This is a genomic window from Acidobacteriota bacterium (assembly GCA_018001935.1).
In the GTDB taxonomy this organism is placed as follows: Bacteria; Acidobacteriota; JAAYUB01; order JAAYUB01; family JAAYUB01; genus JAGNHB01.
Window position 1 is genome coordinate 1 of the sequence record JAGNHB010000074.1, and the last position, 26,135, is coordinate 26,135.

The window sequence follows — 26,135 nt, forward strand, 5'->3', positions numbered from 1 at the left end:
ACACTGCCGGGATTCCCTCCTCCGTCCCCGCATCGGGTTTCCCCGCTCTGAAAGCGGTGGGAGCCCACCGATGATCTCAAATCTTGCTCATTTTGCCAAAGATCTTACTTCGTAGGGACTACAGCCTCTCTCCCGGGGTGACCAGCGGGACGAAGCGGACGCCGATGAGGGGTTCCCGGATCACGGCGCCGGCGTCGGTCCGGCGGAGCCGGCAGAGATACTGGGCCCCATAGCACCCCCCGAGCGGGATGATCATCCGGCCGCCGGGGGCGAGTTGCTCCACCAGGGCCGGGGGGGGGCCTTCCGCCGCCGCCGTGACGAGGATGGCGTCGAAGGGCGCCCGCTCCGGCCACCCCTGGCGGCCGTCCCCCTCCCGGCAGGAGACGTTGGCGCAGCCCAGGCGCGCGAGCAGGGACGCCGCCGCGCGGGCGTGGTCCGGCAGGCATTCCACGGTGAAGACCTCCGCGGCCACCCGGGAGAGGACGGCGGCCTGGTACCCGGACCCCGTCCCGATTTCCAGAACGCGGTCCGCGGGGCGGATCCGGGCTTCCTCGGTCATGTAGGCCACGATGTAGGGCTGGGAGATGGTCTGGCCGAGGCCGATGGGGAGGGGGTGGTCCGCGTAGGCCTCCCCCTCCGTCCCGGGGGGCACGAAGCACTCCCGGGGGACCGATTCCATGGCCTCCAGGACCCGCTCGTCCCGCACGCCGCGGGCGCGGATCTGCCGCTCCACCATCCGGTGCCGGGCCAGGGCGTAACGGTCCTCCGGCGTCATCTCACCCTCCGGTAGAAAAGGCACTTCAGGTAGCGGGTCTCGGGCATGGGGGCGAGCACGGGGTGGTCGAGGGCCTGGGTGCCCGTGGCGACGAGCTGCAGGCGGAGGCCCTGGTCGGCCGCGGCCTCGTCCACGGCTCGGGCGAGGGCGTCGCCGTCGACGAAGGAGGAGCAGGAGGAGGTGACGAAGAGCCCGCCGGGGGCGACCCGCCGGAGCGCGGCGGCGTTGGCCAGGGCGTAGAGTTCGAGGCCGTCCCGGAGGAAGCGTTTCTTCTTGACGAAGGCCGGGGGGTCGAGCACCACGATGTCGAAGGCCCGGGTCTCCCCCTCGAGGAAGGCCAGCGTGTCCGCCTGGACGAAGGCCGCCCGGTCCGCCCACCCGTTGAGGCGGGCGGAGGCGGCGCCGAGTTCCACCGCGGCGGCGTCGGCATCGACGCAGACGGCGCGGGCGGCCCCGCGGGCCAGGGCGCCGAAGGCCCAGAGACCGCAGTGGCTGAAGAGGTCCAGCACGGTCTCGCCGCCCCGGACGAGGCCGGCCAGGAGCCGCCGGTTCTCCCGGTGGTCGAGAAACAGGCCCGTCTTCCGTCCGCCCAGGCAGTCGACGAGGACGCGGGCCCCGTCGTAGACGGCCTCCACGGGGCCGTCCCACGCGCCCTTGAGCAGGCGCTTTTCCAGGGGGAGGCCCTCCAGGACCCGCAGGCGGTTGGTGTTCTTCAGCAGGATGGTCTCGGGGTGGAGCGCCTCGTCCAGGGCGGCGGCCAGGGCGTCGGTCCAGGGCTCCATCCCCGCCACGCTCTGGGAGAGGACGAGCACGGGCCCGTAGCGGTCCGCCGCCAGCCCCGGCAGGCCGTCGGACTCGCCGTAGACCGCCCGGAAGGTCTCGTCGCCCCGCCGCACGACCTGCCGCCACGCCACGGCCTGCCGGACGCGTTCGCGGATGAGGGCCCCGTCCACGGGTTCGTCGCGCTCGGTCATCACGCGGACGGCCACGTGGGAGGCGCCGTTGGCGAACCCGAGGCCGAGGAACTCCCCCTCGCGGCTCTCCAGTCGGACGACGGAGCCGGCCGGGAGGCCGTCGAACGTCCCCGGCTCGAAGTCGTTGCGCCAGGCCCAGCGGTGGCCCCGCCGGATGCGCCGGTGGTAGTCGTGAAGCATGCGGAGGACTCTCATGTCTGCCCTCGATGGCCTGGAGAGAGGTTGATAGGCTGAAGGCTGTTAGGCTGAAGGTCCGGAAAAACCCATGCCGTTTGAGTGTCCTGAACCCTTTCTACCCAATCCCTCCGGTCTTCAACCTATCTACCTTCAGCCTGTCTACCTTCAGCCTATCTACCTTCAGCCTATCTACCTTCAGCCTATCTACCTTCAGCCTATCTACCTTCAGCCTATCTACCTTCAGCCTGACAGCCTTACCAGATCCCGTTCATCCGCTTCCACATCCGGCCGGCCACCTCGGCGGCCTGGGCGTAGACGGCGGACACGTCCTTCGGGAACCGGCGGTTCTCGTAGACCACGCGGCCGTTGACGATGACGGTGTGCACGTCCCGGGCGCTCATCCCGAAGGCGAAGTGCCCCGCCACGTTGTCGGCGGACAGCGGGGTGGGCGGCGCGTAGTCGGTGACGGTGAGGTCCGCGGCGAAGCCCGGGGCCACGCAGCCGAAACGGCACCCGAAGTAGCGCTCCAGGATCACGTTGCCGTTCTGGAGGAAGCGGAGGAAGTCCCCGGGCCACAACCCGGCCCCGGCGTCGCGGTTCTTGAAGAAGGCGGCCTGGGTCTCGGCGTACATGTCGGACCCGATCCCGTCGGTCCCCAGGGCGACGTTGCGGATGTCCCCCAAGCCCCGCCGGTAGCCCACGTGGTTGTTCATGTTGGACCGGGCGTTGTGGAGCAGGAACCCGTCGTACTCGCCCAGGATCTCCAGGTCTTCGTCCGACAGGAAGACCCCGTGGACGACGAGGGCCTTGTCGTTGAGCAGCCGGGCGTCGCGAAGCCGGGCGAGGGGGCTGGACTGGCTCACGTGGCGTGAGAAGGCCGGGTCGTAGGCGTCCTCCGCCACGTGCACGTGGACGCCGCGGCCGGACTCGGCCACCACCTCCGCCATCAGCCCCAGGGCGCGGTCGTTGAGGGTGAAGGGGGCGTGGCCGCCCACCGCGCCCTCCACGAGGTGGGTCTGGGGGGTCTCACGGTCGGCGGCGAGGGAGCGGAGGAAGTCCGCGTTCTCCCGCACCCCCTCTTCCATGCCCGCTTCGCCGTTGCGGTCGGTGACCTCGTAGGAGAGGACCCCCCGCAGGCCGGTCTCGGCGAAGGCGCGCTTGAGCGTGGAAAGGGAGCCCGTGATGAAGGCGGGCGACGCGTGGTGGTCCACCACGGCGGTGACCCCGGCCTTGACGGCTTCGAGAGCGCCGACGAGGCCGCTGTACCAGACCGACTCCTCGTCCAGGGCCCGGTCGAGACGCCACCACAGGTTCTGGAGCTGGTGGACGAAGTTGTCGGCAGGGGGGATGTCCGCCAGGATCCCCCGCGCCAGGGCCGAGTAGAAGTGGTTGTGAGAGCAGACGATGCCCGGGCTGACGAACATCCCGGACAGGTCCATGATCCGGCCCTCGGGGTACTTCGCGGCGATCCCGGGCCCGACCTCCCGGATCCGGCACCCCTCGACGGCGATGTCGACCCCCGGCCGGACTTCGGCCGGGTGGAACTGAAGGATCGTGGCGTTCTTGAGGATCAGCATGTTGGCCTCCCGATGGTATTAGGCTGTAGGCTATAGGCTGTAGGCTGTAGGCTGTAGGCTGTAAGGTCCGGAGGAAATGTCGTCGGGGTCGGTATCGGTATCGGAATCGCAATCGGAATCGCAATCGCAATCGGTTTCGGTATAGCAATCGTTGCCGCAATCGATGCCGCCGACTCTGCCGCTCTCCTTCCCGACCGCACGCTCACCGGACGTTCCTCCCTGCACGGGTGCATGGCGCCCAACCTCGAACCCCGGACAATCATGAACCACGAAATACACGAAATCCACGAAAATCAAGCCAAGGAACGGACAGGATGAACCACCTGCCCATCTCGCGGCGCTCCGTCCGCCCCGGGGAAACGCCGCCGCGTTTCCTGGACGACCCCGCCCCGGAGGGGCGGGGGGAAAGCGCCGGGCCCCGATCGCGGCAAGGTTACGCGAACATGGGGAAACGCCGCGATACGCCTTGCGGCTTCCCGGTTGGTGCGCGCAAGCTGAAGCTTGCGCCACTGGCAACGGTCGTCAGTCCAGCTCATTTTTCAAAGATCCTGTTTCACGGGGGATTGTGCCGAGTCCCATCGGTTGCGATCGCGGTTGCGACTGCGATTGCGATGCCGATCGCGATACCGATTGCGATACCGATTGCGATACCGATTGCGATTGCGATACCGATACCGATACCGATACCGACGACAATTCCTCCGGACCTACAGCCTACAGCCTAATCCCCTACAGCCTATGAAACAACAGATGCGGGAACTCCGCGCGGATTTTCCGGACCAGGGACAGGGCCATGCGCATGGCCGGTTCGGGCGCCGGGGTCTCGTGGTGCACCGATTCCGCCCCGATGTCCAGGGGCCGCTCGAAGACTTCGCCGTTCAGGCGGATCCACGCCACCTGGGCGCCGGGCTCCCCCACGACGATGAAACCCTTGTTCCGGCTGGCCTTGAACTCGTCGAGGGAGCCGAACACGGTGAACTTGCCGAGATAAGGCTTGCCGTCCCAGGGGCAGAAGGTGGCACAGTTGCCGCACTCGTTGCAGAAGTCGTCCAGGTGAAGGATCTGGTGGGCGTTGGCGAAGTGCTCCCCGTCCCCCGAGACGTCGAGGGCGACGTTGGCCCGGTTGGGGCAGACCTCCACGCACTTGTCGCAGACGGTGGCGCACTGCAGGCAGCGCTCGGCCTCGGCCCGGACCGCGGCGGTGTCGGCAAGGGCCCCGGGCGCCGCGTCCTGCAGCCGTCCCCGCCGGCAGGTGATGCTCAGCGCGGAGTCCTCGGGGACGGTTTTCGGGAAGGGGGAAAGGGCGCACCCCTCCCGGCCCAGGATCACCTCCGCCGCGGTCCGGCCGTCGGCGATGGACTCCACCACGGTGGACGGCCCGCGCCAGGCGTCGCCGCCGATGAAGACGCCGGGGACGGTGGTTTCCAGGGTCGCCGGGTCCGCCTTCACCCAGCCCCGCTCGTCCAGCTCGAGGCCGCAGTGTCGGAGAAAGTCGGTGTCCACCTTCTCGCCGATGGCGGCGATGACCGTGTCCGCCGGGAGGGTCTCGAAGCGGCCGGGGACCGGCACGGGGACGGGCCTCCCGTCGCGGCCCGGCTCGCCCAGGGCCATCGCCTGGCACTTCAGCTGCCCGTCCGCCGAGAGGCTGACGGGCACGAGCAGCTCGCGGAAGACCACGCCGTCGGCAAGGGCGTTGTCGAACTCCTCCCGGTCGGCGGGCATCTGGGCCTCGGTCCGGCGGTAGACGATGGTCACCCGTTCCACCCCGGGGACCCGGAGGGCGGCCCGGGCGCCGTCCATGGCGGAGTTTCCGCCGCCCACCACGACGACGGACCTGCCGAGGGCGACCGCGGACGCATCCCGGTTGAATGCCAGGAGGAACTCCACGGCGTCGTGGACCTTCGCCGGGTCGCCGTCCAGCGGCAAGGGGTTCGACGTCCCGGCGCCGATGGCGAGGTAGACGTAGGTGAAGCCCCGGGCCCGCAGGCTTTCCACCGTGAGGTTCTCGGGCGTCTCCTGGGCGAAGTCCACGCCGAAGCGGCGGACGTGTTCGATGTCCTTGGCGATGGCTTCCGGGGCGATCCGGAACCGGGGGATGACGTGGCGCACCGTGCCGCCGGCCTCCGCCCGGCGGTCGAAGACGGTGACCCGCAGACCGCCCCGGGCGAGGAAACAGGCCGCGGCCAGGCCGGAGGGGCCGGCGCCCACCACGGCGACGCGGACGTCCTTCTGCGGGGGGACGGGGGCCTTCTGCACCGACGGGCCGCCGTTCACCGCGGCCGCGAGCTTGAGGTCGCGAATCCGGACCGGCGCCTCGTAGTCGTTCCGGGTGCACGCGGCCATGCACTGGTGGTCACAGAGGGTCCCGGTGATGTGGGGGAGGGGGTTCCGGGAGGCGACCAGTTCCAGCGCCTCGGCGAAAAGCCCCCGGGACAGCAGCCGGGCGTACTCGGGGACGTCCTGGCGGATGGGGCAGTTGGTGACGCAGGGGGCCATGGCACAGTCGAAGAGGGGCAGGGGGTCCCGCTTCTTCATCCCGGCCCGGGCCGACACCCGTTCCCCTTCCCGGGAAGGCCGGACGGCCTGGCGGGCCAGGTCCTCGAGCCGGGCCACGTCGATGCGGTCCCTCTGCCACACTTCTTCGGGGGCGGCGTCGAGACGCTCCGCCATCTGAGCCATCCGGAGGTAACCGCCGGGTTTGAGCAGGTCGGTGGCAACCGTGACCGGCCGGACCCCGCAGGCAAAGAGGTCGGCGAGGTTGAAGGCGTCCGCCCCGCCCGAGTAGGAGATGGGCAGCCGGCCGTCGAACTCCGCGGCCAGGCGCGCGGCCAGGGTGAGGGTCAGGGGGTGGAGGGCGCGCCCGGACATGTACATCTCGTCACCCGGGAGGGCCCCCTTGGCGTTCACCACCGCCAGGGTGTTGGAGAGCTTGATCCCGAAGCGGCGGCCCTGGTCCGCGGCGAACGCGACGAGCCGCCGGAGCATGGCGACGGCGTCGGGGTACTGGAGGTCGTGGGTGAAGGAGTGCTCCCGGAGCCCGATGTGACGGTAACCGCGGTCGCGAAGGGTCTTCAGGACGAAGTCGTGCCCGAGCAGCGTGGGGTTGAGCTTCACGTAGGCGTCGAGCTTTTTCTCGGACAGGAGGTAGCGGCAGATGGCCTCGATGTCGGCCGGCGGGCACCCGTGCATGGTGGACAGGGCCACCGAGCCGCAGACGGCGGGCGGGACCGCCTCGATCCCCTCCAGGGCGCCGCGGTTGAGGCCGTTGCGCTCCAGCATCCGGTCGAACTCGCCCTGGTTGGCCCCGGTGACGACCCGGTCCACGCAGGACCGGAACACCGGGTGGCGGGAGGCGTCCTTGAGGCCCTCGATGAAGGCGTCAATCTTGGGGGACATGATTCCCTCGAGGGTGTACCCCACGCTCATGTTGAAGACGAAGCCCGGTTTCATTTCCTGCTGGAAGAGCACTTTCTGGAGCAGGTGGGTCATGACCCAGGCCTTGAGGTACTCTTCCAGGGCCTGCTCCACCGTCAACTCCGTGGACCACTCGGTGTTGTAGCCCTCCCCCTCCGCGTCGATGCAGGGCTTGGGGATCTCGAGGGTGTCCATGATCTGGACGGTCTTGAGTTCCATGAAACGCCCGCCGGCGAGGAAGGCGGCCAGCAGGTTGGGGGCCAGCTGGGTGTGCGGGCCGGCGGCAGGCCCCAGGGGCATGGCGCAGGGACGGCCGAAGAGGTCGAGGGACGGGTAGCCCTGCTTGCGGTAGAAGCGGGTCTCCGGGATGCCGAAAATGGAGGCCGCCCGCTCGTACTCGGTGCGGACCCAGTTCAAAAGCGTTTCAAAGGGAAGGGGGTGCATCTTGTCGCCCATGGCTGCTCCTCTCGGGGTGGATCGGGTTTGACATCCCCGCAAAAAGTACCATCGCCCTCCGGGCGATGGCTCAAACAAACGATTTACAGGCACTTTCCCGTTCGTTTTCCGACTGTTTTCGAACCCAACAGGTTTCGTTCGCGGCGAAAACCGGATTCTATCACAGGGCGCCCTCCGGCACAACCCCAACCCGAAGTGCCCGGGCCGCGGCCGGGACCCGGTCGGCGGGCTTCACCGGCGGTCACTTCGAATCCGCTTGACATCCGCGCCGGATTGGGGCAATTGGGTGAGGAGCCGACACCCCGGCCCAGGAGTTCCCGTGATCCCGTTGCGCGACACCATCCGGTCCCGGACCTTCCCCGTGGTCAACACCGCCCTGATCGCCGCCAACGTCCTGGTCTTCCTCTGGCAGCTCGCCAACACCCACCGCCTGAACGAGATCTTCGTCCTGTACGGGATCGTGCCCCTGCGCTACGCAGACCCGTCCGTCGCCGCCCACTTCACCCTCTGGGAGCAGGCCTTCCCCTTCCTCTCCTCCATGTTCCTCCACGGCGGGTGGTTCCACCTCCTCGGGAACCTTTGGTTTCTCTACATTTTCGGCGACAACGTGGAGGAGCGCCTCGGCCACCTCCGCTACCTGGCCTTCTACCTGCTCTGCGGGTTCTCCGCCGGGGCCGTCCACCTCTTCACCAGCTGGGGTTCGCCCATCCCCACCCTCGGCGCCAGCGGGGCGGTGTCGGGCGTCATGGGGGCCTACCTGATCTTCTTCCCCGCCGCGAGGGTGTTGACCGTCGTCCCCATCTTCCTCCTCTTCCCCGTCTTCGAGGTCCCCGCCCCCTTCTTCCTGGTCTACTGGCTGGGAATCCAGCTGGTCTCGGGGCTGTTCACCTCCGCCGAGGCGGGGGGGACCGCCTGGTGGGCCCACGTGGGCGGGTTCGGTGCGGGGCTGCTCTTCGGCAAGCTGCTGGACGTCCTGCCCCGGGTCGGCCTGGACCGGCGCCTGGACCGGCGGACCGTGCGGCAGGCCCCCCCGAGGCTCCAGCCCCTGGGGACCCCGCCGCCCGGGCCCGGAGACGGCGCCGGGGAGGCCGTCCTGTGGCTGACGCGGCGCGAGGCCGACCTCGGGGCGCGGAAGTGGGTCATCCTTCCCGTGGGACAGGGGCGCCGCGCCTTCTGGGTGGCCACCCCGGCCGGGGTCCGGGACGGCGAGGAGATCCGCCTTCACGGCCGCACCCTCCCCCCGGAGTACGCCTCGGAGGGTTTCCCCGTGCGGGTGCGGGTGACGGGGTAGGCGCCTTGGCGAGGGCCTGTCCGGGTCCTGGCCTCGCAACGTCTCAAAGCTCGCGAAGGGTTCAGGGATGCCGTGTGCCCCCGAAATCGTTGCGCAGTTTGCCGGCGATTTCACTTTACAGGCACTTCAGTCTTCTTCTTTCGTGTATTCCGTGTATTTCGTGGTCCCCTGTCCGGTTTCCCCGGCCGGCCGGTGGGCTGTAACCGCGCAGGCGCCTGCAGCCCGGCCCCGTCACCCGATCCGGATCTCCCGGTGCTCGCCCAGGGGGCGGCAGTCCCGGAGCTGGCGGAAGAACTCCAGGAAAAGGACCCCGCTGTTGGCCCGTTCCAGGAGGAGGTCGCCGGCGACGATGGAGAGCTTCCCCAGCCAGGGGGAACCCGAGACCTTCTCCTCCAGGGCGGCCGGGGACCCCTTCCCCGCCACCAGGACCACCTTGTGGAAGTTGCGCTTCACCAGTTCCTCTAGGGCCGCCTCGAGATCGGCCCCCTCGCCCTCGTCGCAGAGGACCAGGGCGATCTCCGGGTTGCGGTCGTCGTACCAGCCCATGGCGCGGGCGGTCCCGCCGCTCAGGCCGATGGGGAAGGCCCGGTAGCCGGAGGCCATCCCGAGCTGCTTGACGGCCCCCCACAACTCGTCCTCGACGACGGGGCGCACGGGCCGGGGGGCGGCGTCGGGCTTGGCGCGCCGCTCGTTCGCGACGGGCTTGCGGCCGGGCTTGGCGTTCTTCCACTCTTTCTCGGTGCTCCGCGCCCGCCGGCCGCCGGCCTTGGGGCGCTCCCGGTCGCGCTCCCGCCGCGGTTCCCGTTCCCGCGTGGTTTCCCTCGGGGGTTCCCGCTGGGGGTCCCACGGGGGCTGGGGGTCCCGTTCCCGGGCCGGCTCGGGGTCGATGGCGTTCTTGTAGATCAGGCGGCGGAGGGTGACCCCCGTCCCGATCCGCGAGAACTCCGAGCGGAGCCCCTTGAGCTTGAGGTCCTGCATGATCAGGGAGTTGAGCACGGTGGCGGGGTCGCTGCCCTGGGGCTCGATGAGCTTGCGTTCCAGGGCGATGTCCACGATCTCCCGGCAGGTGAGCGGTTTGCCCGATTCCTCGATGATCTTGGTTGCGGCTTCCAGGTAATTCATCCCTATTCACTTCCTGAATGGTGTTGTCGTCGACCCGCCGGCGGGCGGGCGCGCGGACTTTCGCCCGGACGGTCACGGGACCAGCTTGTACCCCTTCCCGTACACCGTGATGAGGTACCGGGGACGCTTCACGTCGTCTTCCAGCTTCTTTCGGAGCTTGACGACGAAGTTGTCCACGGTCCGGTTGCCGGCGTCGCACTCCAGGTCCCAGACCCGGCGGAAGATCCAGTCCCGGCTGAGGGCCTGGTTTGCATGGGCGTGGAGGAGCTTGAGGACCTCCACCTCGTAAAACGTCAGCGGGGTCTCGCACCCCTCCCGGGTGAGGGTGAACCGCCCCGTGTCCAGGGCCCAGGGGCCGATCCGGAGGAGGTCTCCCGCCGCGCCGCCCCCCCGCCGCCGGAGCAGCGCGCGGGCGCGGGCCAGCAGGACGGAGACGGAGAAGGGCTTGGCCACGTAGTCGTCGGCCCCGGCCTCGAAGCCCACCACGGTGTCGTGCTCCAGGGTGCGCGCCGTGAGCATCAGGACCGGTGTCCGGGGGTCGGCCGACCGGATCCTCCGGCAGACCTCGAGGCCGTCCAGGTCCGGCAGCATCAGGTCCAGGATCACCAGGTCGGGGCGCTCTTCGGCGAAGCGCTCCAGCGCCGCGCGCCCGCCGTCGGCCGTCAGGACCTCGTACCCCTCGGACTCCAGGAGGTCACGCAACCCCCGGAGCATCTCCCGCTCGTCCTCGACCACCAGCACCCTGTCCATCAAAACCCCTTGGCGACGTCCTTCTCGATGACCGCGGGGAACTCCTTCACCGGGGTCTCCCGGCGGGCCGCCTCCAGGATCCGCTCCAGCGTCTCGGCCCGCTTCCGGTCCAGGAGCCGCTCCTCGATCCCGCTCTTCACCTCGTCGAAGGGCCGCGCGCCCGACTGGCGTTCCGCCACGCGGAGGAGGTGGAAACCGTAGCGGGTCCGGACCGGGCCGGCGATCCCCCCCACGGGGGTCCGGAACACCGCCTGGTCGAACTCGGGCAGGGTCTGCCCCCGGGCGATCCAGCCCAGGTCCCCGCCCGCGGCCCGGGACCGTGCGTCCTGGGAGTGCTCCGCCGCGAGGCGGGGGAACGCCCCCGGGTCCGCCTTGAGGAGCCCGGCGATGACCTGGGCCCGGGCCGGGTCCGTCACCAGGATGTGGGCGACCCTCGCCCGGTCCACGGTGAACTCCCCGGGGTGCGCCCGGTAGTAGGCCTGGGCCTCGGCCTCGGTCACCCGGGTGTTCTGCTCGATCTCCCGCCGAAGGTAGAGCCGGGTGAGGATCTGCTCTTCCGAGAGGCGCAGGAGCCGGCGGAACTCGTCGGTCTCGGCGAGGCCGGCCCGGCGGGCCCGCTGGCCCAGGAGGAACATCTGCTCCAGCGTTTCGACGACCTTCTTCCGGGCCTGGGGGTCTTTCATCAGCCGCAGGTCCGCGGCGGGGACGTTCATCCGCACGAAGGCGTCGATCTCCGCCGCGCCGACGCGCCGGTCGCCGACCTGGAAGGCCACGGGGCCGGTGTCGCCGGCCGGTCGGCGCTCCTGGCAGCCGGCCAGGGCGAGCACGAGGAGGAGGACGGCGGCCGGGCCGGCCGCCCCGCTCCGCCCCAAACGGCGGGGGGTCGCTTGTTGTCGCATGGCGCCTCACGTTGATTCAGGCGATGTCGGGCCCCGGGAGCCGGAGCGCGGTGAAAACCGCGAAGACCCTTTCGGCTTGCTTTCGCCGAAAGGCTATACTATAACAGAACCGGCTGTGCCAGCGAAGAAAATTGTGGGGACCGACGGACAAATGGAAGACCCTTTCGTGCAAACGTGCCAGCGTCTGCGGACGTGCCGCCGCCTCGTCGTCCTGACCGGCGCCGGCATCTCCGCGGAGAGCGGGGTCCCCACCTTCCGGGGCGACGGGGGCTTGTGGCGTCAGCACCGCCCCGAGGACCTGGCGACCCCGGAGGCTTTCCGGCGGGACCCCCTCCTGGTCTGGGAGTGGTACGACTGGCGCCGCACCCTGATCGCCGGCTGCGAGCCCAACCCGGGCCACGCGGTCCTCGCCCGGTGGGAACGCCGCTTCGCGTCCTTCACCCTCGTCACCCAGAACGTGGACGGCCTTCACCGCCGCGCGGGGAACACCCGTGTCCTGGAACTGCACGGCGACATCTGGGAACTCCGGTGCCCCGCCTGCAGCCGGTCCACCCGGAACCTCGAGGTCCCCCTGCGGCCGCTTCCCCCGCGCTGCCCTTGCGGCGCCCTCCTCCGCCCCGGCGTGGTCTGGTTCGGGGAGGCCCTCCCCGAGGACACCTGGATGGCCGCCGTGAACGCCGTCCGGCAGGCGGAGGTGGTGGTGGTGGCCGGCACCTCGGGGATCGTCCAGCCGGCCGCGTCCCTGCCCCTGGTGGCCCACGCCTCCGGCGCCTGGGTGCTCGAACTCAACGTCACGCCCACCCCCCTGAGCTTCCAGGCGGATGCCCGGCTGGAGGGGCCCGCGGGGGAAAGCCTCCCCCGGATCGAGAAGGAACTGGAGACCTCATGAAGATCCTGCACTTCGACCTGACCTTCGGCTGCAGCGGGGACATGATCCTCGCCGCCCTCGTGGACCTGGGCGCCCCCCTCGAGAAGATCACCCGGGCGGTGGCCTCCCTGGTGCCCGAGGGCAACGACGTCCGGTGCTTCCCCGTCCAGCGCGGGGGGATGCGGGCCCTGCGCTTCGAGGCCCTCCCGGAGAAACCGGACCTGCGGGCGCTGCTGGCGGGCGCCCCTCCCCACGTTCACCCGCCCCACGCCCACCCCCCCGCCGGGGCCTCGGGCGCCCCCCACCCGCCGTCGCCGGGCACGGCCGGTCACGACCACGGACACGCCGGCCACCACCGGAGTTACGCCTCCATCCACCGCATGCTGGAGACCTCGCACCTCCCGGCCGCGGAGGCGAAGCTGGCCCTGGAGATCTTCCATCTCCTGGCGGAGGCGGAGGGGAAAGTCCACGGCGTCCCGCCGGAAACGGTGAAGTTCCACGAGGTGGGGGCGGTGGACTCCATCATCGACATCGTGGGGATCGCCGTCGCCCTTGACCACCTCGGCCCCGACGCCTTCACCTGCACCGCCGCCGACGTCGGCTCCGGGACGGTGGAGAGCGCCCACGGCACCCTGCCGGTCCCCGCCCCCGCCACCGCCGAACTGCTGAAGGGCTTCCCCGTCTACACCGGCCCCTTCCGCGCCGAGATGGTCACCCCGACGGGGGCCGCGGTCCTCAAGGCCCTCGTCCGCGACCCCGGACGGATGGTCCCCGGCCGGATCACCGGGATCGGCTACGGCGCGGGGTCCCGGGAACTCCCCGGGGGCGGCAACGTCCTGCGGCTCCTCCTCATGGAGCACGAGGAAACCGCCCTCTCCTCCCCTTTCGACGGGGAGGTGGACGTCCTGGAGTGCAACCTCGACGACATGACCCCCGAACTCATCGGCGACCTGGCGGGCCGGCTCCCCGCCGAGGGGGCCCTGGACGTCTTCCTCTCGCCGGTGTACATGAAGAAGTTCCGCCCCGGCTCGCTCCTGACGGTCCTTTGCCGGCCCGAGAGCACCGCGCGCCTCACGGAGGAACTCTTCCGCGCCACCAGCACCTTCGGCATCCGGTGCCACCGGGTCGGCCGCGCCGAACTGGAACGGGAGAGCCTGGACGTGGACACGCCCGCCGGCCGGGTGTCCGTCAAGATCGGCAAGCGCTACGGCCGGCCCGTCCGCTTCAGCCCCGAGTACGAGTCCTGCCGCGCCGCCTCGGAGCGGTCGGGCAAGCCGCTCATGGAGATCTACCACCTGGCCGAGGCCGCCGCCCGGCAGGCGGCCGGGCTGCCGGGCGACACGGGCACCGGGCCGGGCTGATCAGGGTGCTCCCGCGCGGAAAAAGTCCGGATTGTGATCTCACGGAGGCACAGAGGCACGGAGAAGAATCATAAGGATTTTTGATGCCAAGCAATACGATTTGAATTTCTCCGTGCCTCCGTGCCTCTGTGAGCGAAAAGGCCTTCGAGGGCGTCAAGAATGATGAGCCCGCAAAAAGTCGCGAAAGGGGGATTTCCCGCGAATAACACGAATATACGCGAATTTATAACACGAATAATATCTATTGATTATTGATTTCAGATTCGCGTTCATTCGCGTGATTCGCGGGCAAAATAGGACTTTTTACGGGGTCGTCAAGAATGACGCGGTCGCAAAAAGTACCATCACCCTCTGGGTGATGGCTCAAACAAAGGCCTTACAGACACTTTCCCGCTCGTTTTCCGATTTTTTACGAGGGCATCAAGGATGACAGGCCTTTAAACAAATTGAAATTCAAGAGCTCGGATCTCCTTTGCGTATCTTTGCGTTCTTGGCGGTTTGATGGGTCCGGCCTTTTTGCGGGGATGTCTTGTTTCAATGTGTTGCAGGCTCGGCATTCTTTGGGTTCCCTGCGTTCTTTGCGGTCCGGATTTTTGGGCTTGGAACTGGAAGAGGAGGGAAAAATGGTCAAGTGTAGATCAGGCGCGTCGGCGGGGCTGTTCAGGACTTTCGCGGCCCTGGCCGTCCTGGGGGTGCTCGCGGCCCCGTGCGGCGCCGCGGAGCTGACCCGGACCTTTCGGCAGGGGCTGGACGGTTACGCCGGCGTCAACGACACCTTTGTCAGCCGCCTCGACTGGGACACGCCCCCCCAGCGCACCGTCAACTACGGCCTGAACGGGGACCTGACGCTCTCCCGCGACGCGGGCGACAACCCCCTGCTCCGCTTCGACCTCGCGTCGATCCCGGCCAACAGCGCCGTGGTCTCGGCCGAGCTTTCGCTATACAACACCCAGCCGTCGAGTTACAGCGGCACCCAGGACTTCGCCCGGCGCGTCCGCCTGTACCGGGTGCTCAGGGCCTGGGACGAGGGGAACCAGGTGAACTCCCCCGTCGATGCCTCCGGCAAGCACGGCGCCACGGGGGAGTACGCCGCGGACTGGTTCACCGGCGAGGGGACCGACGTCCCCTGGGCGGCAGTGGGCATGGCCGGGGGGACCGACTACGCCGGCGCCTGGGAATCCTTCGCCGACGTGGTGAACGCCGGCTGGTACGCGTGGGACGTGACGGAACTGGTGCGGCAGTGGGTGCGGGGGGAAGCCCCGAACCACGGCCTGGTCCTCCGTGACGCCACGGGCTACGCCGACGACCACGTCGACTGGCGGACCTTCCGCTCGAGCCAGTTCACCGGCGACCCGAATCTGCGCCCCACGCTGGTGGTGGTGTACAACCCCGACGTCCCCTACGCCGACGCGGGCGCCGACGTCACCAACCTCCAGTGGAACGGAAACGCCGTCCTGCTGGACGCCTCCGGCAGCCACGACCGCCCGGGCGGCGACGACCAGACCCTGGTCTACCGCTGGCAGATCCTCCGGGCCGCCCACGGCTCGGCGCTGAGCGGGACGGTCTACACCGGCCCCCAGGAGACGGTGAGCTTCACCCCCGACGCCGCGGGCGTCTGGTCCTTCCAGCTGACCGTCACCAACAACCTGGGGGAGTCGGCCACCGACACGGTCACCTACCGCCTCCTCCGGATCCCGGGGGGCCACCCCCGGATCTTCCTCACCACTGCGAAGCTGGCCGCCCTCCAGTCCCGCGCCATCGCCGGGAACCCGCGGTGGGACGACCTCGTCGACGAGGCAGACGACGCCAGCGGGGCCATGCTGGCGAAGGCCCTGGTCTTCGCCGTGACGGGGCAGACGTCCTACGGCGACCAGGCCGTGGCCGCCGCCCAGGCGAGCCTGGACAACCCCGCCACCTGGAGCATGAAGCACGGCGAGATCGCCCTCGTCTACGACTGGTGCCACGCCCGGCTGTCCGCCGGGCAGAAGACGGCGTGGATCGACCGGCTGAACGCCTGGGCCGAAACCCAGCAGGCCACCGGGGCGGGCAACGACATCCCCGGCTGGGGCAACTACTGGCCCCGGTTCACCTGGGACTTCGCCCTGGTCGGCCTCGCCACCTACGGCGAGAACCCCCGGGCCGGGGAGTGGCTCACGGAGTTCCGCACCAACCGCTTCGAGAACGTGGACCTCCCCCTGCTGGACATCATCGCCGACGGCGGCGCCTGGCCGGAAGGGACCGTCTACGACTGGATCGCCCGCCGGCCCCACTGCCAGGCGGTGGAGGCGTGGCGGAGCGCCACGGGGGAAAATCTCTTCCTCGCCACCCCGTGGTTCCGCAACCGGCTGGGGTGGCTCCTGATGCAGAGCCGGCCCGGCACCATCGAGCAGTGGGGGAACTTCGCCCGCGACTACCCCTCCATCGGCGACTCGGAGCGCAACCGGGTCAGCATGGCCAACTACGGGCGCACCATGGGGCTCCTGCTCATCGAGCGCTTCCCCGGCGAGGCGGACGCCCGGCAGCTCCAGGCGGTCCTGGCGTCCCCGCCCGCCGACCGGCCCATGGGTTTCGTCGCCCACGAGGAGTTCCTGTGGTTCAACCCCGACCAGGCCGCCGAGCCCCCGAGCCGCCTTTCACTCCTCGCCGGCGGCACGGGGACCCTCATCTGCCGGTCCGGCTGGCCCTCGGGGGCGGCGGACACCGACCGCTCCGCCACCCACGTCCAGTTCCAGTGCGGCGACCACTTCACCTACCACCAGCACTACGACCAGAACAGCTTCACCCTCTTCAAGCACGCCGACCTGGCGGTGGACAGCGGGGTCTACAGCGGGGACGGCCTCTCGTTCCACGACCAGAACTACTACGTCCGCACCATCGCCCACAACACGCTGTGCGTCTACAACCCCGCCGAACGCTTCGACGACGCCCGGCCCGACGCCGAGTCCAACGACGGCGGGCAGCGCACCATGCTCCCCGCCAGCCGCTACCCCACCTCCGCGGAGTACTTCGACACCCACGCCGTCCACTACGACACGGGCGACATCCTCCGCTTCCAGGACGACCCCCGCTACACCTACGCCCTCGGCGACGCCACGAAGGCCTACAACAACCCGGCCTACTACCAGGCCCTGGACACCCCGTACACCACCAACACGCCCAAGCTGAGCCGCTTCCACCGGGAGTTCCTCTACGTGCGGCCGCCCGGGGGCTTCGGCCTGACCCGGGACTACCTCGTCCTCTTCGACCGGGTGGGGGTCACCCAGCCCGCCTTCTCGGGGGCCAACACCAAGCTCCTCTTCCACGTCCTGAGCGAGCCCGCGGTCAACGGGACACCCTCCGTCGTCTCGCCGGGCGAAACGCTCTACGCCGGGGGGGATTCCGCCGTCACCGAAACCGGCGGCGGCAAGCTCTTCCTGCGCACCCTCCTGCCGACCCAGCGGAACCTCCGCACGGTGGGCGGCCGGGGCGTCAAGGCCTTCTGGGTCTTCGGCGCCAACTACGACTGGCACTGGAGCGCCGCGGAGCCCCAACCCCGCCCCGTCAACGACTTCGAGGACACCCCGTACGGCGAGTGGCGGCTGGAGGTGGAGCCCGCCGGCACGGGCCTTCACCACAACTTCCTCACCGTCCTGCACCCCGCGGAGTCCTCGGCGGCCGCCATGCCGGCCGCGGCCCTGGTGGTCTCCCAGGGGCTGGCCGGCGTCCACCTGGCCGACCCGGCGGAAAACGTCGTCGCCCTCTTCTCCACGGCAGCCGACGGGTCGGCCCCGTCGGGGACCCAGGACTTCACCCTCGCCCTGACCACGGAAACCGCCCGCCTCCTCGTCTTCGACCTGGCTCCCGGCACGGGCTACACCGTGAACGTGGGGGCGGACGGCACGCAGACCGTGATCGGGCTGGTCCCGGGCGGGTCGACGCCCGTGTCCGGCCAGGGGGTGCTCGACGTCCTCATCGACCTGCGAAGCCAGCCCGGGGACCTGAACCTGGACGGGTCCGTAAACGCGGTGGACCTGGTCCTCCTGCGCGCGCTGCTCGCCGGGGACCTGATCGCCGCCCGCGTCCCGGGCTACGCCAACGCCGACCTGAACGGCGACGGGCGGGTGGACGCGGTGGACCTGTCCCTGCTCACGCGGCAGGTCGCGGGGTAGGCTGTTAGGCTTTTAGGCTGAAGGCTGTTAGGCTGAAGGTCCGGAGGGATCCCCTTCGGGGTCGGTATCGGTATCGGAATCGGTATCGGTATCGGAATCGGTATCGGAATCGGTATCGGAATCGGTATCGGCATCGCAATCGCCGTCGCAATCGCCATCGCAATCGCCATAGCAATCACCATCGCCATCGCCATCGCCATCGCAATCGCCGTCGCCATCGCCATCGCCGCCGCCGTCGGTATCGCCGCCACCGCCGCACCCGAAGATGCCGCGGGCCAGGGCGGGGGGTTCTTCGGGCACGATCAGGGCTCAAACGCACAGGAAAGCGACGCGTTCCTCCCGCCGCCTTCGGGGCGGGTTCGCCCCCGCGAGGCGACGTCCTGTCCCCGGGGCGGCGCCGCGGACGCCCGTCACCGTTTCGCGCCTCGGCCTGGGTTCCCCGGCGTCCGCGGCTTGCCCCGGGCTGGAACGCCTTTCCCCTTCGGGGAATCGGGGAGGGGAAGCACAAATCAAATCGGGTGCGGACGTTCGCGGAGCCCAACCGGGGTTGGACGTTCTCGGAACTCAACCGGGGTTGGCGCCTCGAGGGCCCTGCCCTCCCCGAAGGGGAGGGGGCGTCCCAGCCGGGGGCCAGACGCGGGCGCCGGCCGCGAACGTGCAACGGTCCGCTCGTCCGGAGCGCCCGCGTCGCCGTCCCCGATTCCGGCCGACGGACCTGGCACCACATCCTGTCTCCTGACGCTTGTCTCTTCCTCCTGCCTCCACCTTCCTGAATTCTGAACGCGAATTCTTCGTCCGTGTCTTCCGTGTATTTCGGGGTCCCTGTTGAGAAACTCGACCCGCCGGCAACTTTCGGGGTCCCGCCACGGGCGAATCGTGGTATCTTTTTCGCGTATTTCGGGTATTCCGTGGTCCCTGATGAGACGCACGCTTCAGAGAATCCGCCGGGACTTGGCCGGGGTGACCCGGACGGTGGGGGTGCCGCTGCTGGCGGCGGCCCTCCTCCTCGCCGCCGTTCGCCCCCTGCCCGCCGGGGAGACCCCGGCGCCGCCGCCGTCGCCCGACACGGCCCTTTTCTCCCCCGAGCGGGAGCAGGAGATCCTCCGGGGGGTCAAGGAACGCATTCGCGAGTCGGAGCGGCAGTCCCTTCCCCTTTCCTACCGGGAGCACCGGGTGTCCACCGACTTCGAGGGGTCCGGGGAAAGCGGACGCCGGACGGAGGAGATCTACCGCATCGTCCGGCACCGCGGCCACCAGGTCTACATCCAGGAGATGGCGAACGGGCGGCGGCTCCCGGCCGAGGAACTGGCGAAGCAGGAGGAGCGGCAGCGCCGGGAACTCGACGAGGACGCCGCAAAGCCCTCCGGCCGGGAGCGGATCGAGACCATCTACCTGACGCCGCTCCTGGAGCGTTACGCGCTGAAAATCGCGGGCAGGGAAGTCCTGGAGGGGCGCCCGGCGCTGAAGATCCGGGTGGACCCTCTGCCCGGGATGTTCAAGGACGGCAGGATCGCCCTGCGGATCCTCGAGAAGATGGCCGGGTGGGCCTGGGTCGCCGAGGACACCCTGGAGCTTCTCCGCATCGACGTGGCCAACATCTCCCCCATCTCCATCGGGTTCGGGCTGGCCGCCCGGGTCAGCCTCCTGCAGGGCTCCTACCGGCGGAAGCCCTACCCGGGGGGGGCCTGGTTCGCGGAGGCCCTCACCATCCGCGTCAAGGCGCGCATCTTCCTCTTCAAGACCCTCAACCGCCTGAGCGAGAGCACGTTTTTCGACGTGATCTTCCCCGACCCCGGCGGGGCGGCCCCCCCTTCCCCCTGACGTCCCGCCGCGCCAAAGGAGGCTCGACATGACCCGTTCCCCTTCCCTGCCCTGGCTCGTGATGCTGGCCGCCCTCGCCGCCGGCTCGGCCCGCGGCGCCTCCCCGGCCCCCCGTGACCCGTTGACCCCCTTCTGGGCGGCCATCGTGACCGACGACGCCGAGCGCACCGCCGGCTGGTACCAGTCGGCCCTGGGGTTCAAGCGCTTCCACGCCATGGAGTTCCCCGAGGCCAAGGTGAAGGTGCTCCTGCTGGAGCGGGACTGCTTCAACCTCGAGGTGATCGGCGGCCCGTCCTTCGTCCGCGCCGAAGACCTCGACCCCCGGGCCGCGGACCCAGACCTCCGCCAGGGGATCGTGAAACTCTCCTTCCGCACGGCCGACATCCGCACCCTCAGCGAAATCCTCCGGCAGAAGGGCGCGGTGTTCCTCGTGAACCCCTCGAGGGACCCCACCTTCGGGGACACCTTCAACCTCTTCAAGGACCCCGACGGCAACCTCCTCCAGCTGTTCCAGCCGCCCGACCGCCGGGCCCGCCGGCTCGGGGACCGGCTGGAGGCCGGGGTATTCGCCCTCATCGTGGCGGACCTGGACGCCGCCGCGGCGTGGTACGCCCGCCACCTGGGGTTCAGGGTGGAACGCCGGGTCGAGGCGGCCGAGGCGGGCGTCCGCGTCGCGTTCCTGGACCGGGACGGGTTCACCCTGGAACTGATCGCCAAGCGCGGCACCGTGTCGGTGAAGGAAAAGCAAAAGGCCGCGAAACCGGAGACGATGGTCCGGGGCTACCTCAAGCTCGGTTTCCTCGTCCGGGACCTGGACGCGTGGGCCCGGCGGTTCAGCGGGGCCGGGGTTGCGTTCAAGATTCCCATCACCGCCGACAAGCCCACCGGCACCCGTTTTTTCCTGGTGGAGGACAACGAAGGCAACGTCCTTCAACTCTTCGAGAAGGTGAAACCATGAGCAGCGCACCGCCCCCGCTGGCGTGGACGCTGCGCCCCTCGCTCCTCACCGAGCGGATGATCGGGGTCGCCCTGGTCTTCCTCACGGCCGCCGTCGGGTTCGGCGCCGCCCTGGGCCTGCTGGTCGGGGGCGGGGGAGGCCTCGGGTTCCCCGTGATCCTGGTCCTCACCCTGGGCGCCGTTCTGCTCGTGGGCTTCAAGGTCTCGAAGGCGGTCACGCGGGGGCTCGCGCGCGCCGGCTTCTTCGGCGACGCCCGCCTCACCGGCGGGATGCTCCGCGTCGGGCGCCGGCGCCGCCTCGACCTCTCCCGCCCCTTCGACCTGGAGGCGCGGTACCTGAGCACCCTCGTCCGGCACTCCGCCCTGCGGTCCTCGGTCCCCGGGAGCCTGCGCGAGACCGGGCGCCTCCACGGCCGGGCCTTCCGGGTGCAGGTCCTCCAGCTCCGTCTCGTCCAGGACGGCCGGTGGCTCAACCTGATCGGGGAAAGCACGGATTTCCAGCCTGGTGAGGCTTTCTCCCTCGACGGCCTGCCGGTCCTCGACGCCTGGCCGGTGAACCCGCGTTCGGGGTACTGCCGGCTCCGGGCCGCGGACCTCGCCGCGCTCCTGAGGGCCCTGGCGGCCGTCCCCGGCTGCCGCCCGACCCGCCTGCCGGACCCCGGGTCGCGCCGGTCCGACGACCCCCGGACGGTCTACTGCCCCGAGTGGAAAATGGCCCTGGCGACCCTGGCCCTCCTGGCGGCGGTGCTGCTGCCGACGGGGTGGGTGCTCTCCGGCCTGGGGTCGCGCGACCCCGGGGAGGCGCGCGCGGAAGCGGCCGCGCGGCAGGAGGCGTGGGAGGCGGTGAAGGCCGGGGCGCTCAAACGGGTGGGGCAGCGGGTGCAATACGTTCACGAAAAGGGGGGGAGGCTCACCGGGACCGTCGTCGACTTCAGCCTGTACGAGGCGGTCGTGGACGGGGAAACCCGGCGGACCGCCCCGACGGCCACCCTCGCCGTGGAGGTGGACGCCCTCTACGATGCCCGCGGCGCCCTGCTGCCGGGCACGGAGTCGCCCTTCATGGTCAACGGGGTCCCGGCGAGGATAGGCCGGAAGGTGCACATCAACGTGAAGGACGTCACCGAGGCCCCCCCCGGGCCCCCGTCGCCGGCGCCGGACCCCGCGGAGGGGCCGCCGTTCTCCGGCGGGGGAACCGCGGCAGGGTCGGCGGGGTCTAAGCTACGGTGAAAGCTCCCCGACCGGGGGCGGCCCAGGCGGGCCCGGCACCCCGGCAGCCGAAAAGGAGGAACCCATGAAACCCATTCGACGGATCACCGTGGCCGCGCTCTGGGCGGTGCTGGCGGCAGCGGGGGCCCACCCCTCCACGCCGCCCGAGGAGGGAACCGCCGGGCTGGTGAGCCTGCACTTCAAGGCGGGCAATGCCCTGATGGAGAAAAAGGAGTACGCCCGGGCGCTCGAGGCCTACGAAAAGGCCCTCACCCTCGCCCCCGAACACGTTTTGAGCCTCTTCAACGGCGGTCTCGCCGCGTTCCTCGCCGGCAAGCCCGAGCGGGCGGCCGAACTGTGGGAGCGGTGCAGGTCGCTGGAACCCGACGACTGGCAGGTCCGCGCCAAGCTGGTCCAGGCCTGGCAGGCCCGGGGGATGAAAGACCGGCGGGACCGGGAGCGGGAGGGGTTGCTGGCGCTCCGGGCCTCCGGCCGCAACGCCGACCTGAACCAGAAGGAGTACTTCTGCCGGGACCAGTTCAGCGTCGGGGATTACCGGGTCTTCGGCTTCGAGCACTTCGAACTGAAGGGAGACCGCGCCCTGCGCTACGTCTTCATGATCGTGCGGGGGAAAGACGCGTTCGAGTTCCGCATCTCCCTCGGGTCCTACGACTCCACCAACGCCTTCTGGACGAAGTCGGAAGAGGGCGAGGCGGCAAAGAAGAAGTACGGGGAGGGGGTCCGCCTCTTCCACCTGGACGGGTACTTCCCCAACGGGCACGCCACCTACGGCTTCTACGTCCCCGAACCGTCCTACGACGAGGTCCGCGAAAAGGTGGTGGCCATCCTCGAGGAGAAGGACCGCCCCATCTCCTCCTCGACCTTCGGCGCCCCGGCCCCCAAGCCGGGGGAAAAACCGAAACCGTGACCGCGGAGTGCGGCGCGAAGGCTGCCGGAGGGGTGCCCTCCCTTGCGGAGTGCGGCGCGAAGGCCGCCGGAAGGGTGCCCTCCCTTGCGGAGTGCGGCGCGAAGGCCGCCGGAGGGGTGCCCTCCCTTGCGGAGTGCGGCGCGAAGGCCGCCGGAGCGCCGCTTTGATCCAACCCCCAAAACGAAGGCGCGCAGGCCGCCGGAGCGCCGTTCAGTGGTCTGCTTGTGCAGGGCTTCAATCCGTGTCAGAGGGCTTTCGCCCGAAGCCACTCCCTATCCCGAAGGGATAAAAGATCTTAGCCGGCGGGTGTTCCCCCGGCAGGGGGTACTCCCGCCGGTTGCGGGCCGTTTGAAGACCCTTGCGCCCCGGAGGTGGCGCCGGAAAACGCCGACTACCGTGACACGACGCTCCTGTTAGGCAAAGCAGACCGCTCCGTCTCCGACCCCGTCGGCCGCGCCTTCTCCCGCGGCCTCAACCCATTGATAATCATGGCGATTTTCCTCCGTATCCCTGGTCACTGACGTCGGTCGAACCCGACACCCCCGCGCGCCGCCGGGGGGAAATCGTGCCGCGGGGCCCGTTCACCGGCCGGCGGCGCGCGGGGGAGATCTTTATAACCTCCTACCCGTAGTGCTCCGGCCGACGGTCGTCGAGGACGTGGTTGAAGGGGGTGATGCGCTTGTCCCGGGAGAGGGCGGGGTCGATTTCGACGGCGAGCGCCTGTTCTCTGGCGGCCGAAGCCCGCGCCCGGTACTCCCCGGCCGGCGACACGATCACGCTCCCGCCGGTGAACCGGAGCCGCTCCCCGCCCCGCCGCTCCACCCCCACCCGGTTGGCGGTGACGACCAGACCCGGTTCTCCACCGCCCGGGCGAAATCCGCCCGCTGGCAGTAGGGGAGCACCAGGTTGGACGGGTGCGCGACGAGGTCCGCGCCCTTGAGGGCGAGCGTGCGGAAGGCCTCGGGGAAGAGCCAGTCGAAACAGACGGCCAGCCCGATCCCCACACCCCGGAACGGGAACACGTTGAAGCCGGTGTCCCCCGGCAGGAAGAGTTCCCGCTCCCGGCTGAAGAGGTGGGTCTTGCGGTAGAGCCCCGCGGGCCCGTCGGGGGTGACCAGGAGCGCGGCGTTGAAGACGCCGCGGGGGCTTCGCTCCGCGAAACCGAAGACGATGGCGGCATTGCGCTCCCGGGCCTTCCCGACGAAGCGTCTCACCAGGCCGCCGTCCGCGGGGTCGGCGAGCCCGGCGGCCTCGGCGGCGTCCCGGAACCGGTAGCCCGTGGCACACAGCTCCGGAAGGACGTAAAGCTCCGCGGGGCAGCCGTCGATCAACTCGAACAAGCGGTCGACGTTGCGCGCCTTCCGCCCGAAGACGGGCCGGCTCTGCACGACGGCGACGATCACGCCCGCCCCCCTCTGGCCGAAGAGGGACGTCCGGCCACCGCCCCGCCCCCGGCCCTTGCAGCTCGCCTCATGGCGCCCTCCTTCGCAGGCCGAAACGAGGATACCCCTCCCGCGCCCGGAAAACAAGCGGGACATTCCCGGCAATCCCCTTGCCCCGCGCCCCCCCCCTTGCTAGAATGCCCCCGGAAGGCCCCGGGCCGTGACCGGGCGCCATCGACGGCGGAACGGTTCCGGGGGAAATCCCGGGGACGCGTTCCCCAAAGGACGTCGATCACCATGAAAACCCTCAGGGACACCGGCAGCCGGCAGCGGCAGGGGTGGCTGGACCAGCTCCCCCCGGGCTTCACCCCGGGCGAAGTCCGCGAGCGCTTCGGTCTCACCCTCAACGTGGCCTGCCACCTCTGCCGGGAGTGGAAGCAGGCCGGGCGCCTCCGGCAGGCCGGGCGCGGGTTTTACGTCCGCCTCGACGGGCGGCCGGCCACGCTTCCCCTGGTGATGCACCGGGCCGCCGCGTCCTGCCCGGGCGGCTATTTCACCGGCGCCTACGCCCTGGCCCGCCACCGGCTCCTCCTCGAGGACCCGCCCCGGGTGGACGTGGTGGTCCCGGACCGGCCGGGGCCGGACCTCGCCTGGGACGGTTTCGCCATCCGGCGGCTGCGCCTGGGGCTCGCCGCGTTCACCGCCGGCCTCGAAACCCACCGGGACGGGGGGCGGGAGATCGCCCTGGCCGGCCCCGAGCGGATCCTGGTGGACGCCCTCTCCCACCCCGGCAAGATCCTGCCGATTGAGCAGACCGCCCGCCTCTTCCGGGAACGGAAGACGAAGCTCCGCCAGGCCCGGCTCCTGGACCTGGTGGTGCGCCTCGGCTCGGAGGCGGTGTTTCGGCGGATGCGGGTCATGGCCGAGCACGCGGGGATGGTGAGGCTGGGGCGCTGGCTGGCGGAGGAAGGCGGGATCCGGCCCGCCATGGGCCGCACACGCCTCGACCCCGCGGCGCCGGTCCCGCCCGGGGCGCCCGTCCGCTTCGGCGTCATCGTCAACGTCCCCCTGGACGGGGCCGGGCCGGGGGCTTCGTGAAATACCGGGAATTCCACTCCAGCGGGGGCTTCGTGATCATCGCCGGCCTGGACGACGAGGGGAACGAGGCCGTCTCCTTCCGCCTGGCGCACCCGGCGGACCACTGGTTCCACGTGCACGGCTTCCCCGGCAGCCACGTCATCCTCCGGTGCCCGCCCGACGGGCCCGAGCCCGGCAGGGACGACCTCCAGGAAGCGGCCGCCGTGGCCGCCTGGTTTTCGAAGATGCGGGAGGGGGGCGTGGTCGGCGTCTCCTGCTGCCGGGCCCGGGACGTCCGCAAACCCGCGGGCGTCAAGCGGGGCACGGTGTCCATCCGGAACGAGCGAAAGCTGAAGGTCCGCCCGGGACTTCCCGCGGGGGAGGGCGACGATGGCTGAAGTTCTGGCGGTCCGCCTCCCCAACTGGGTCGGGGACGTGGTGATGGCCCTGCCCGCCCTGGGGCGCCTCCACGACGCCGGTTTCGCGCTTCGCTGCTTCGGCCGGGGCTGGGCCCCGGAGCTGCTGGCGGGCTGCCCCTGGCGGGTGGAAGCCCTCCCCCGGGGCGCCCTGGCGGCGGCCCGGGCCCTGCGCGCCTCGGGGGCCCGCCGCGGGGTCCTGTTTCCCAACAGCCTCGGCAGCGCGTTGTCCATGCGCCTGGCGGGGGTGCGCGCCGCCGGTTACGCGGGGGAGGGCCGCCGCCCGCTCCTGGGGCTGTCGCTGCCCAAGCCCCGCGGCCGCCACGAGGCGGAGGTGTTCTTCGCCCTGGCCGCCGCCGCCGCCCATTCCTGGGGCGAAGCCCTGTCAGAGCCGCGACCTACAGAACCGCGACCGTCAGGGAGCGGTCAATTCCCCCCCCTCTCAGAACCGCGACCGTCAGGGAGCGGTCAATTCCCCCCCCTCTCAGAGCCGCGACCGTCAGGGAGCGGTCATCCTCCCCCCCCCTACCCCCCTC

21 protein-coding genes are annotated in these 26,135 nt (G+C 70.3%); 11 read left to right on the plus strand and 10 right to left on the minus strand.

Translation table 11 applies throughout. The features are described 5' to 3' along the window. Positions 1-118: 118 nt before the first annotated feature. The 4 genes from KA419_18935 to ygfK all read right to left on the minus strand — a co-directional run bounded on the left by KA419_18935 (position 119) and on the right by ygfK (position 7,373). A complete protein-coding gene (locus tag KA419_18935) occupies positions 119-775 on the minus strand; it encodes a protein-L-isoaspartate(D-aspartate) O-methyltransferase (protein MBP7868010.1) in 657 nt (218 codons plus the stop codon). Continuing rightward, positions 772-1,944 carry a class I SAM-dependent rRNA methyltransferase gene (locus KA419_18940; protein MBP7868011.1) on the minus strand — a complete coding sequence of 391 codons (1,173 nt, stop codon included), beginning with the start codon at positions 1,942-1,944 and terminating at the stop codon, positions 772-774. The genes KA419_18935 and KA419_18940 overlap by 4 nt, the downstream gene beginning before the upstream one ends. A gap of 236 nt (positions 1,945-2,180) precedes the next feature. Next, a complete protein-coding gene (gene ssnA / locus KA419_18945) occupies positions 2,181-3,503 on the minus strand; it encodes a putative aminohydrolase SsnA (protein MBP7868012.1) in 1,323 nt (440 codons plus the stop codon). Positions 3,504-4,232: 729 nt separating this feature from the next. Beyond that, positions 4,233-7,373, minus strand: a complete 3,141-nt coding sequence (gene ygfK / locus KA419_18950) for a putative selenate reductase subunit YgfK (GenBank protein MBP7868013.1) — start codon at positions 7,371-7,373, stop codon at positions 4,233-4,235. Positions 7,374-7,692: 319 nt separating this feature from the next. On the opposite strand from ygfK, the gene KA419_18955 reads away from it, so the two are divergent. Further along, on the plus strand, positions 7,693-8,664 hold the full coding sequence (locus tag KA419_18955; protein ID MBP7868014.1) for a rhomboid family intramembrane serine protease: 972 nt from the start codon (positions 7,693-7,695) through the stop codon (positions 8,662-8,664). A gap of 231 nt (positions 8,665-8,895) precedes the next feature. Here KA419_18955 and KA419_18960 read toward each other — a convergent pair whose 3' ends face one another. The 3 genes from KA419_18960 to KA419_18970 all read right to left on the minus strand — a co-directional run bounded on the left by KA419_18960 (position 8,896) and on the right by KA419_18970 (position 11,435). Further along, positions 8,896-9,786 (minus strand): winged helix-turn-helix domain-containing protein, encoded by an 891-nt coding sequence (locus tag KA419_18960; GenBank protein ID MBP7868015.1) that lies wholly within the window; start codon positions 9,784-9,786, stop codon positions 8,896-8,898. 72 nt (positions 9,787-9,858) lie between these two features. After that, the gene (locus tag KA419_18965) at positions 9,859-10,536 is read right to left on the minus strand and encodes a response regulator transcription factor (protein MBP7868016.1); all 678 of its coding nucleotides are present in this window, start codon (positions 10,534-10,536) and stop codon (positions 9,859-9,861) included. After that, positions 10,536-11,435, minus strand: coding sequence for a peptidylprolyl isomerase (locus KA419_18970; GenBank protein MBP7868017.1), 900 nt, complete (start codon positions 11,433-11,435; stop codon positions 10,536-10,538). Before KA419_18970 ends, KA419_18965 begins: the two co-directional genes overlap by 1 nt. 151 nt (positions 11,436-11,586) lie before the next feature. On the opposite strand from KA419_18970, the gene KA419_18975 reads away from it, so the two are divergent. The 3 genes from KA419_18975 to KA419_18985 all read left to right on the plus strand — a co-directional run bounded on the left by KA419_18975 (position 11,587) and on the right by KA419_18985 (position 17,812). Further along, positions 11,587-12,324, plus strand: a complete 738-nt coding sequence (locus KA419_18975) for an NAD-dependent deacylase (protein MBP7868018.1) — start codon at positions 11,587-11,589, stop codon at positions 12,322-12,324. After that, positions 12,321-13,664, plus strand: coding sequence for a nickel pincer cofactor biosynthesis protein LarC (larC, locus tag KA419_18980; protein ID MBP7868019.1), 1,344 nt, complete (start codon positions 12,321-12,323; stop codon positions 13,662-13,664). The genes KA419_18975 and larC overlap by 4 nt, the downstream gene beginning before the upstream one ends. A 623-nt stretch (positions 13,665-14,287) precedes the next feature. After that, positions 14,288-17,812, plus strand: coding sequence for a DNRLRE domain-containing protein (locus tag KA419_18985; protein MBP7868020.1), 3,525 nt, complete (start codon positions 14,288-14,290; stop codon positions 17,810-17,812). Between the two features lie 27 nt (positions 17,813-17,839). Here the strand turns inward: KA419_18985 and KA419_18990 are convergent, their stop codons facing one another. Further along, entirely contained in the window at positions 17,840-18,112 is a 273-nt protein-coding gene (locus KA419_18990) for a hypothetical protein (GenBank protein MBP7868021.1), read from the minus strand. Positions 18,113-18,730: 618 nt separating this feature from the next. Between KA419_18990 and KA419_18995 the strand changes: the two genes are divergently transcribed. The 4 genes from KA419_18995 (at position 18,731) to KA419_19010 (ending at position 22,724) form a co-directional block, all read left to right on the plus strand. Continuing rightward, positions 18,731-19,633 carry a hypothetical protein gene (locus KA419_18995; GenBank protein MBP7868022.1) on the plus strand — a complete coding sequence of 301 codons (903 nt, stop codon included), beginning with the start codon at positions 18,731-18,733 and terminating at the stop codon, positions 19,631-19,633. Positions 19,634-19,661: 28 nt separating this feature from the next. Then, positions 19,662-20,591 (plus strand): VOC family protein, encoded by a 930-nt coding sequence (locus KA419_19000; protein MBP7868023.1) that lies wholly within the window; start codon positions 19,662-19,664, stop codon positions 20,589-20,591. Then, complete coding sequence (locus KA419_19005) at positions 20,588-21,817, plus strand: hypothetical protein (GenBank protein ID MBP7868024.1); 1,230 nt, start codon at positions 20,588-20,590, stop codon at positions 21,815-21,817. Before KA419_19000 ends, KA419_19005 begins: the two co-directional genes overlap by 4 nt. Positions 21,818-21,881: 64 nt before the next feature. Next, positions 21,882-22,724 (plus strand): tetratricopeptide repeat protein, encoded by an 843-nt coding sequence (locus tag KA419_19010; protein MBP7868025.1) that lies wholly within the window; start codon positions 21,882-21,884, stop codon positions 22,722-22,724. A gap of 621 nt (positions 22,725-23,345) precedes the next feature. Here KA419_19010 and KA419_19015 read toward each other — a convergent pair. Together KA419_19015 and KA419_19020 are read right to left on the minus strand one after the other, a co-directional pair. Next, complete coding sequence (locus KA419_19015) at positions 23,346-23,495, minus strand: hypothetical protein (protein MBP7868026.1); 150 nt, start codon at positions 23,493-23,495, stop codon at positions 23,346-23,348. A 2-nt stretch (positions 23,496-23,497) separates the two neighbouring features. After that, positions 23,498-24,127 carry a hypothetical protein gene (locus tag KA419_19020; protein MBP7868027.1) on the minus strand — a complete coding sequence of 210 codons (630 nt, stop codon included), beginning with the start codon at positions 24,125-24,127 and terminating at the stop codon, positions 23,498-23,500. Positions 24,128-24,403: 276 nt separating this feature from the next. On the opposite strand from KA419_19020, the gene KA419_19025 reads away from it, so the two are divergent. The 3 genes from KA419_19025 to KA419_19035 form a co-directional block, all read left to right on the plus strand. Beyond that, the gene (locus tag KA419_19025) at positions 24,404-25,204 is read left to right on the plus strand and encodes a hypothetical protein (GenBank protein ID MBP7868028.1); all 801 of its coding nucleotides are present in this window, start codon (positions 24,404-24,406) and stop codon (positions 25,202-25,204) included. Next, entirely contained in the window at positions 25,201-25,581 is a 381-nt protein-coding gene (locus tag KA419_19030; GenBank protein MBP7868029.1) for a DUF814 domain-containing protein, read from the plus strand. The genes KA419_19025 and KA419_19030 overlap by 4 nt, the downstream gene beginning before the upstream one ends. Then, positions 25,574-26,135, plus strand: a 562-nt coding sequence (locus KA419_19035; protein ID MBP7868030.1) for a hypothetical protein, incomplete at its 3' end; no start/stop codon positions are given. The genes KA419_19030 and KA419_19035, both read left to right, overlap by 8 nt.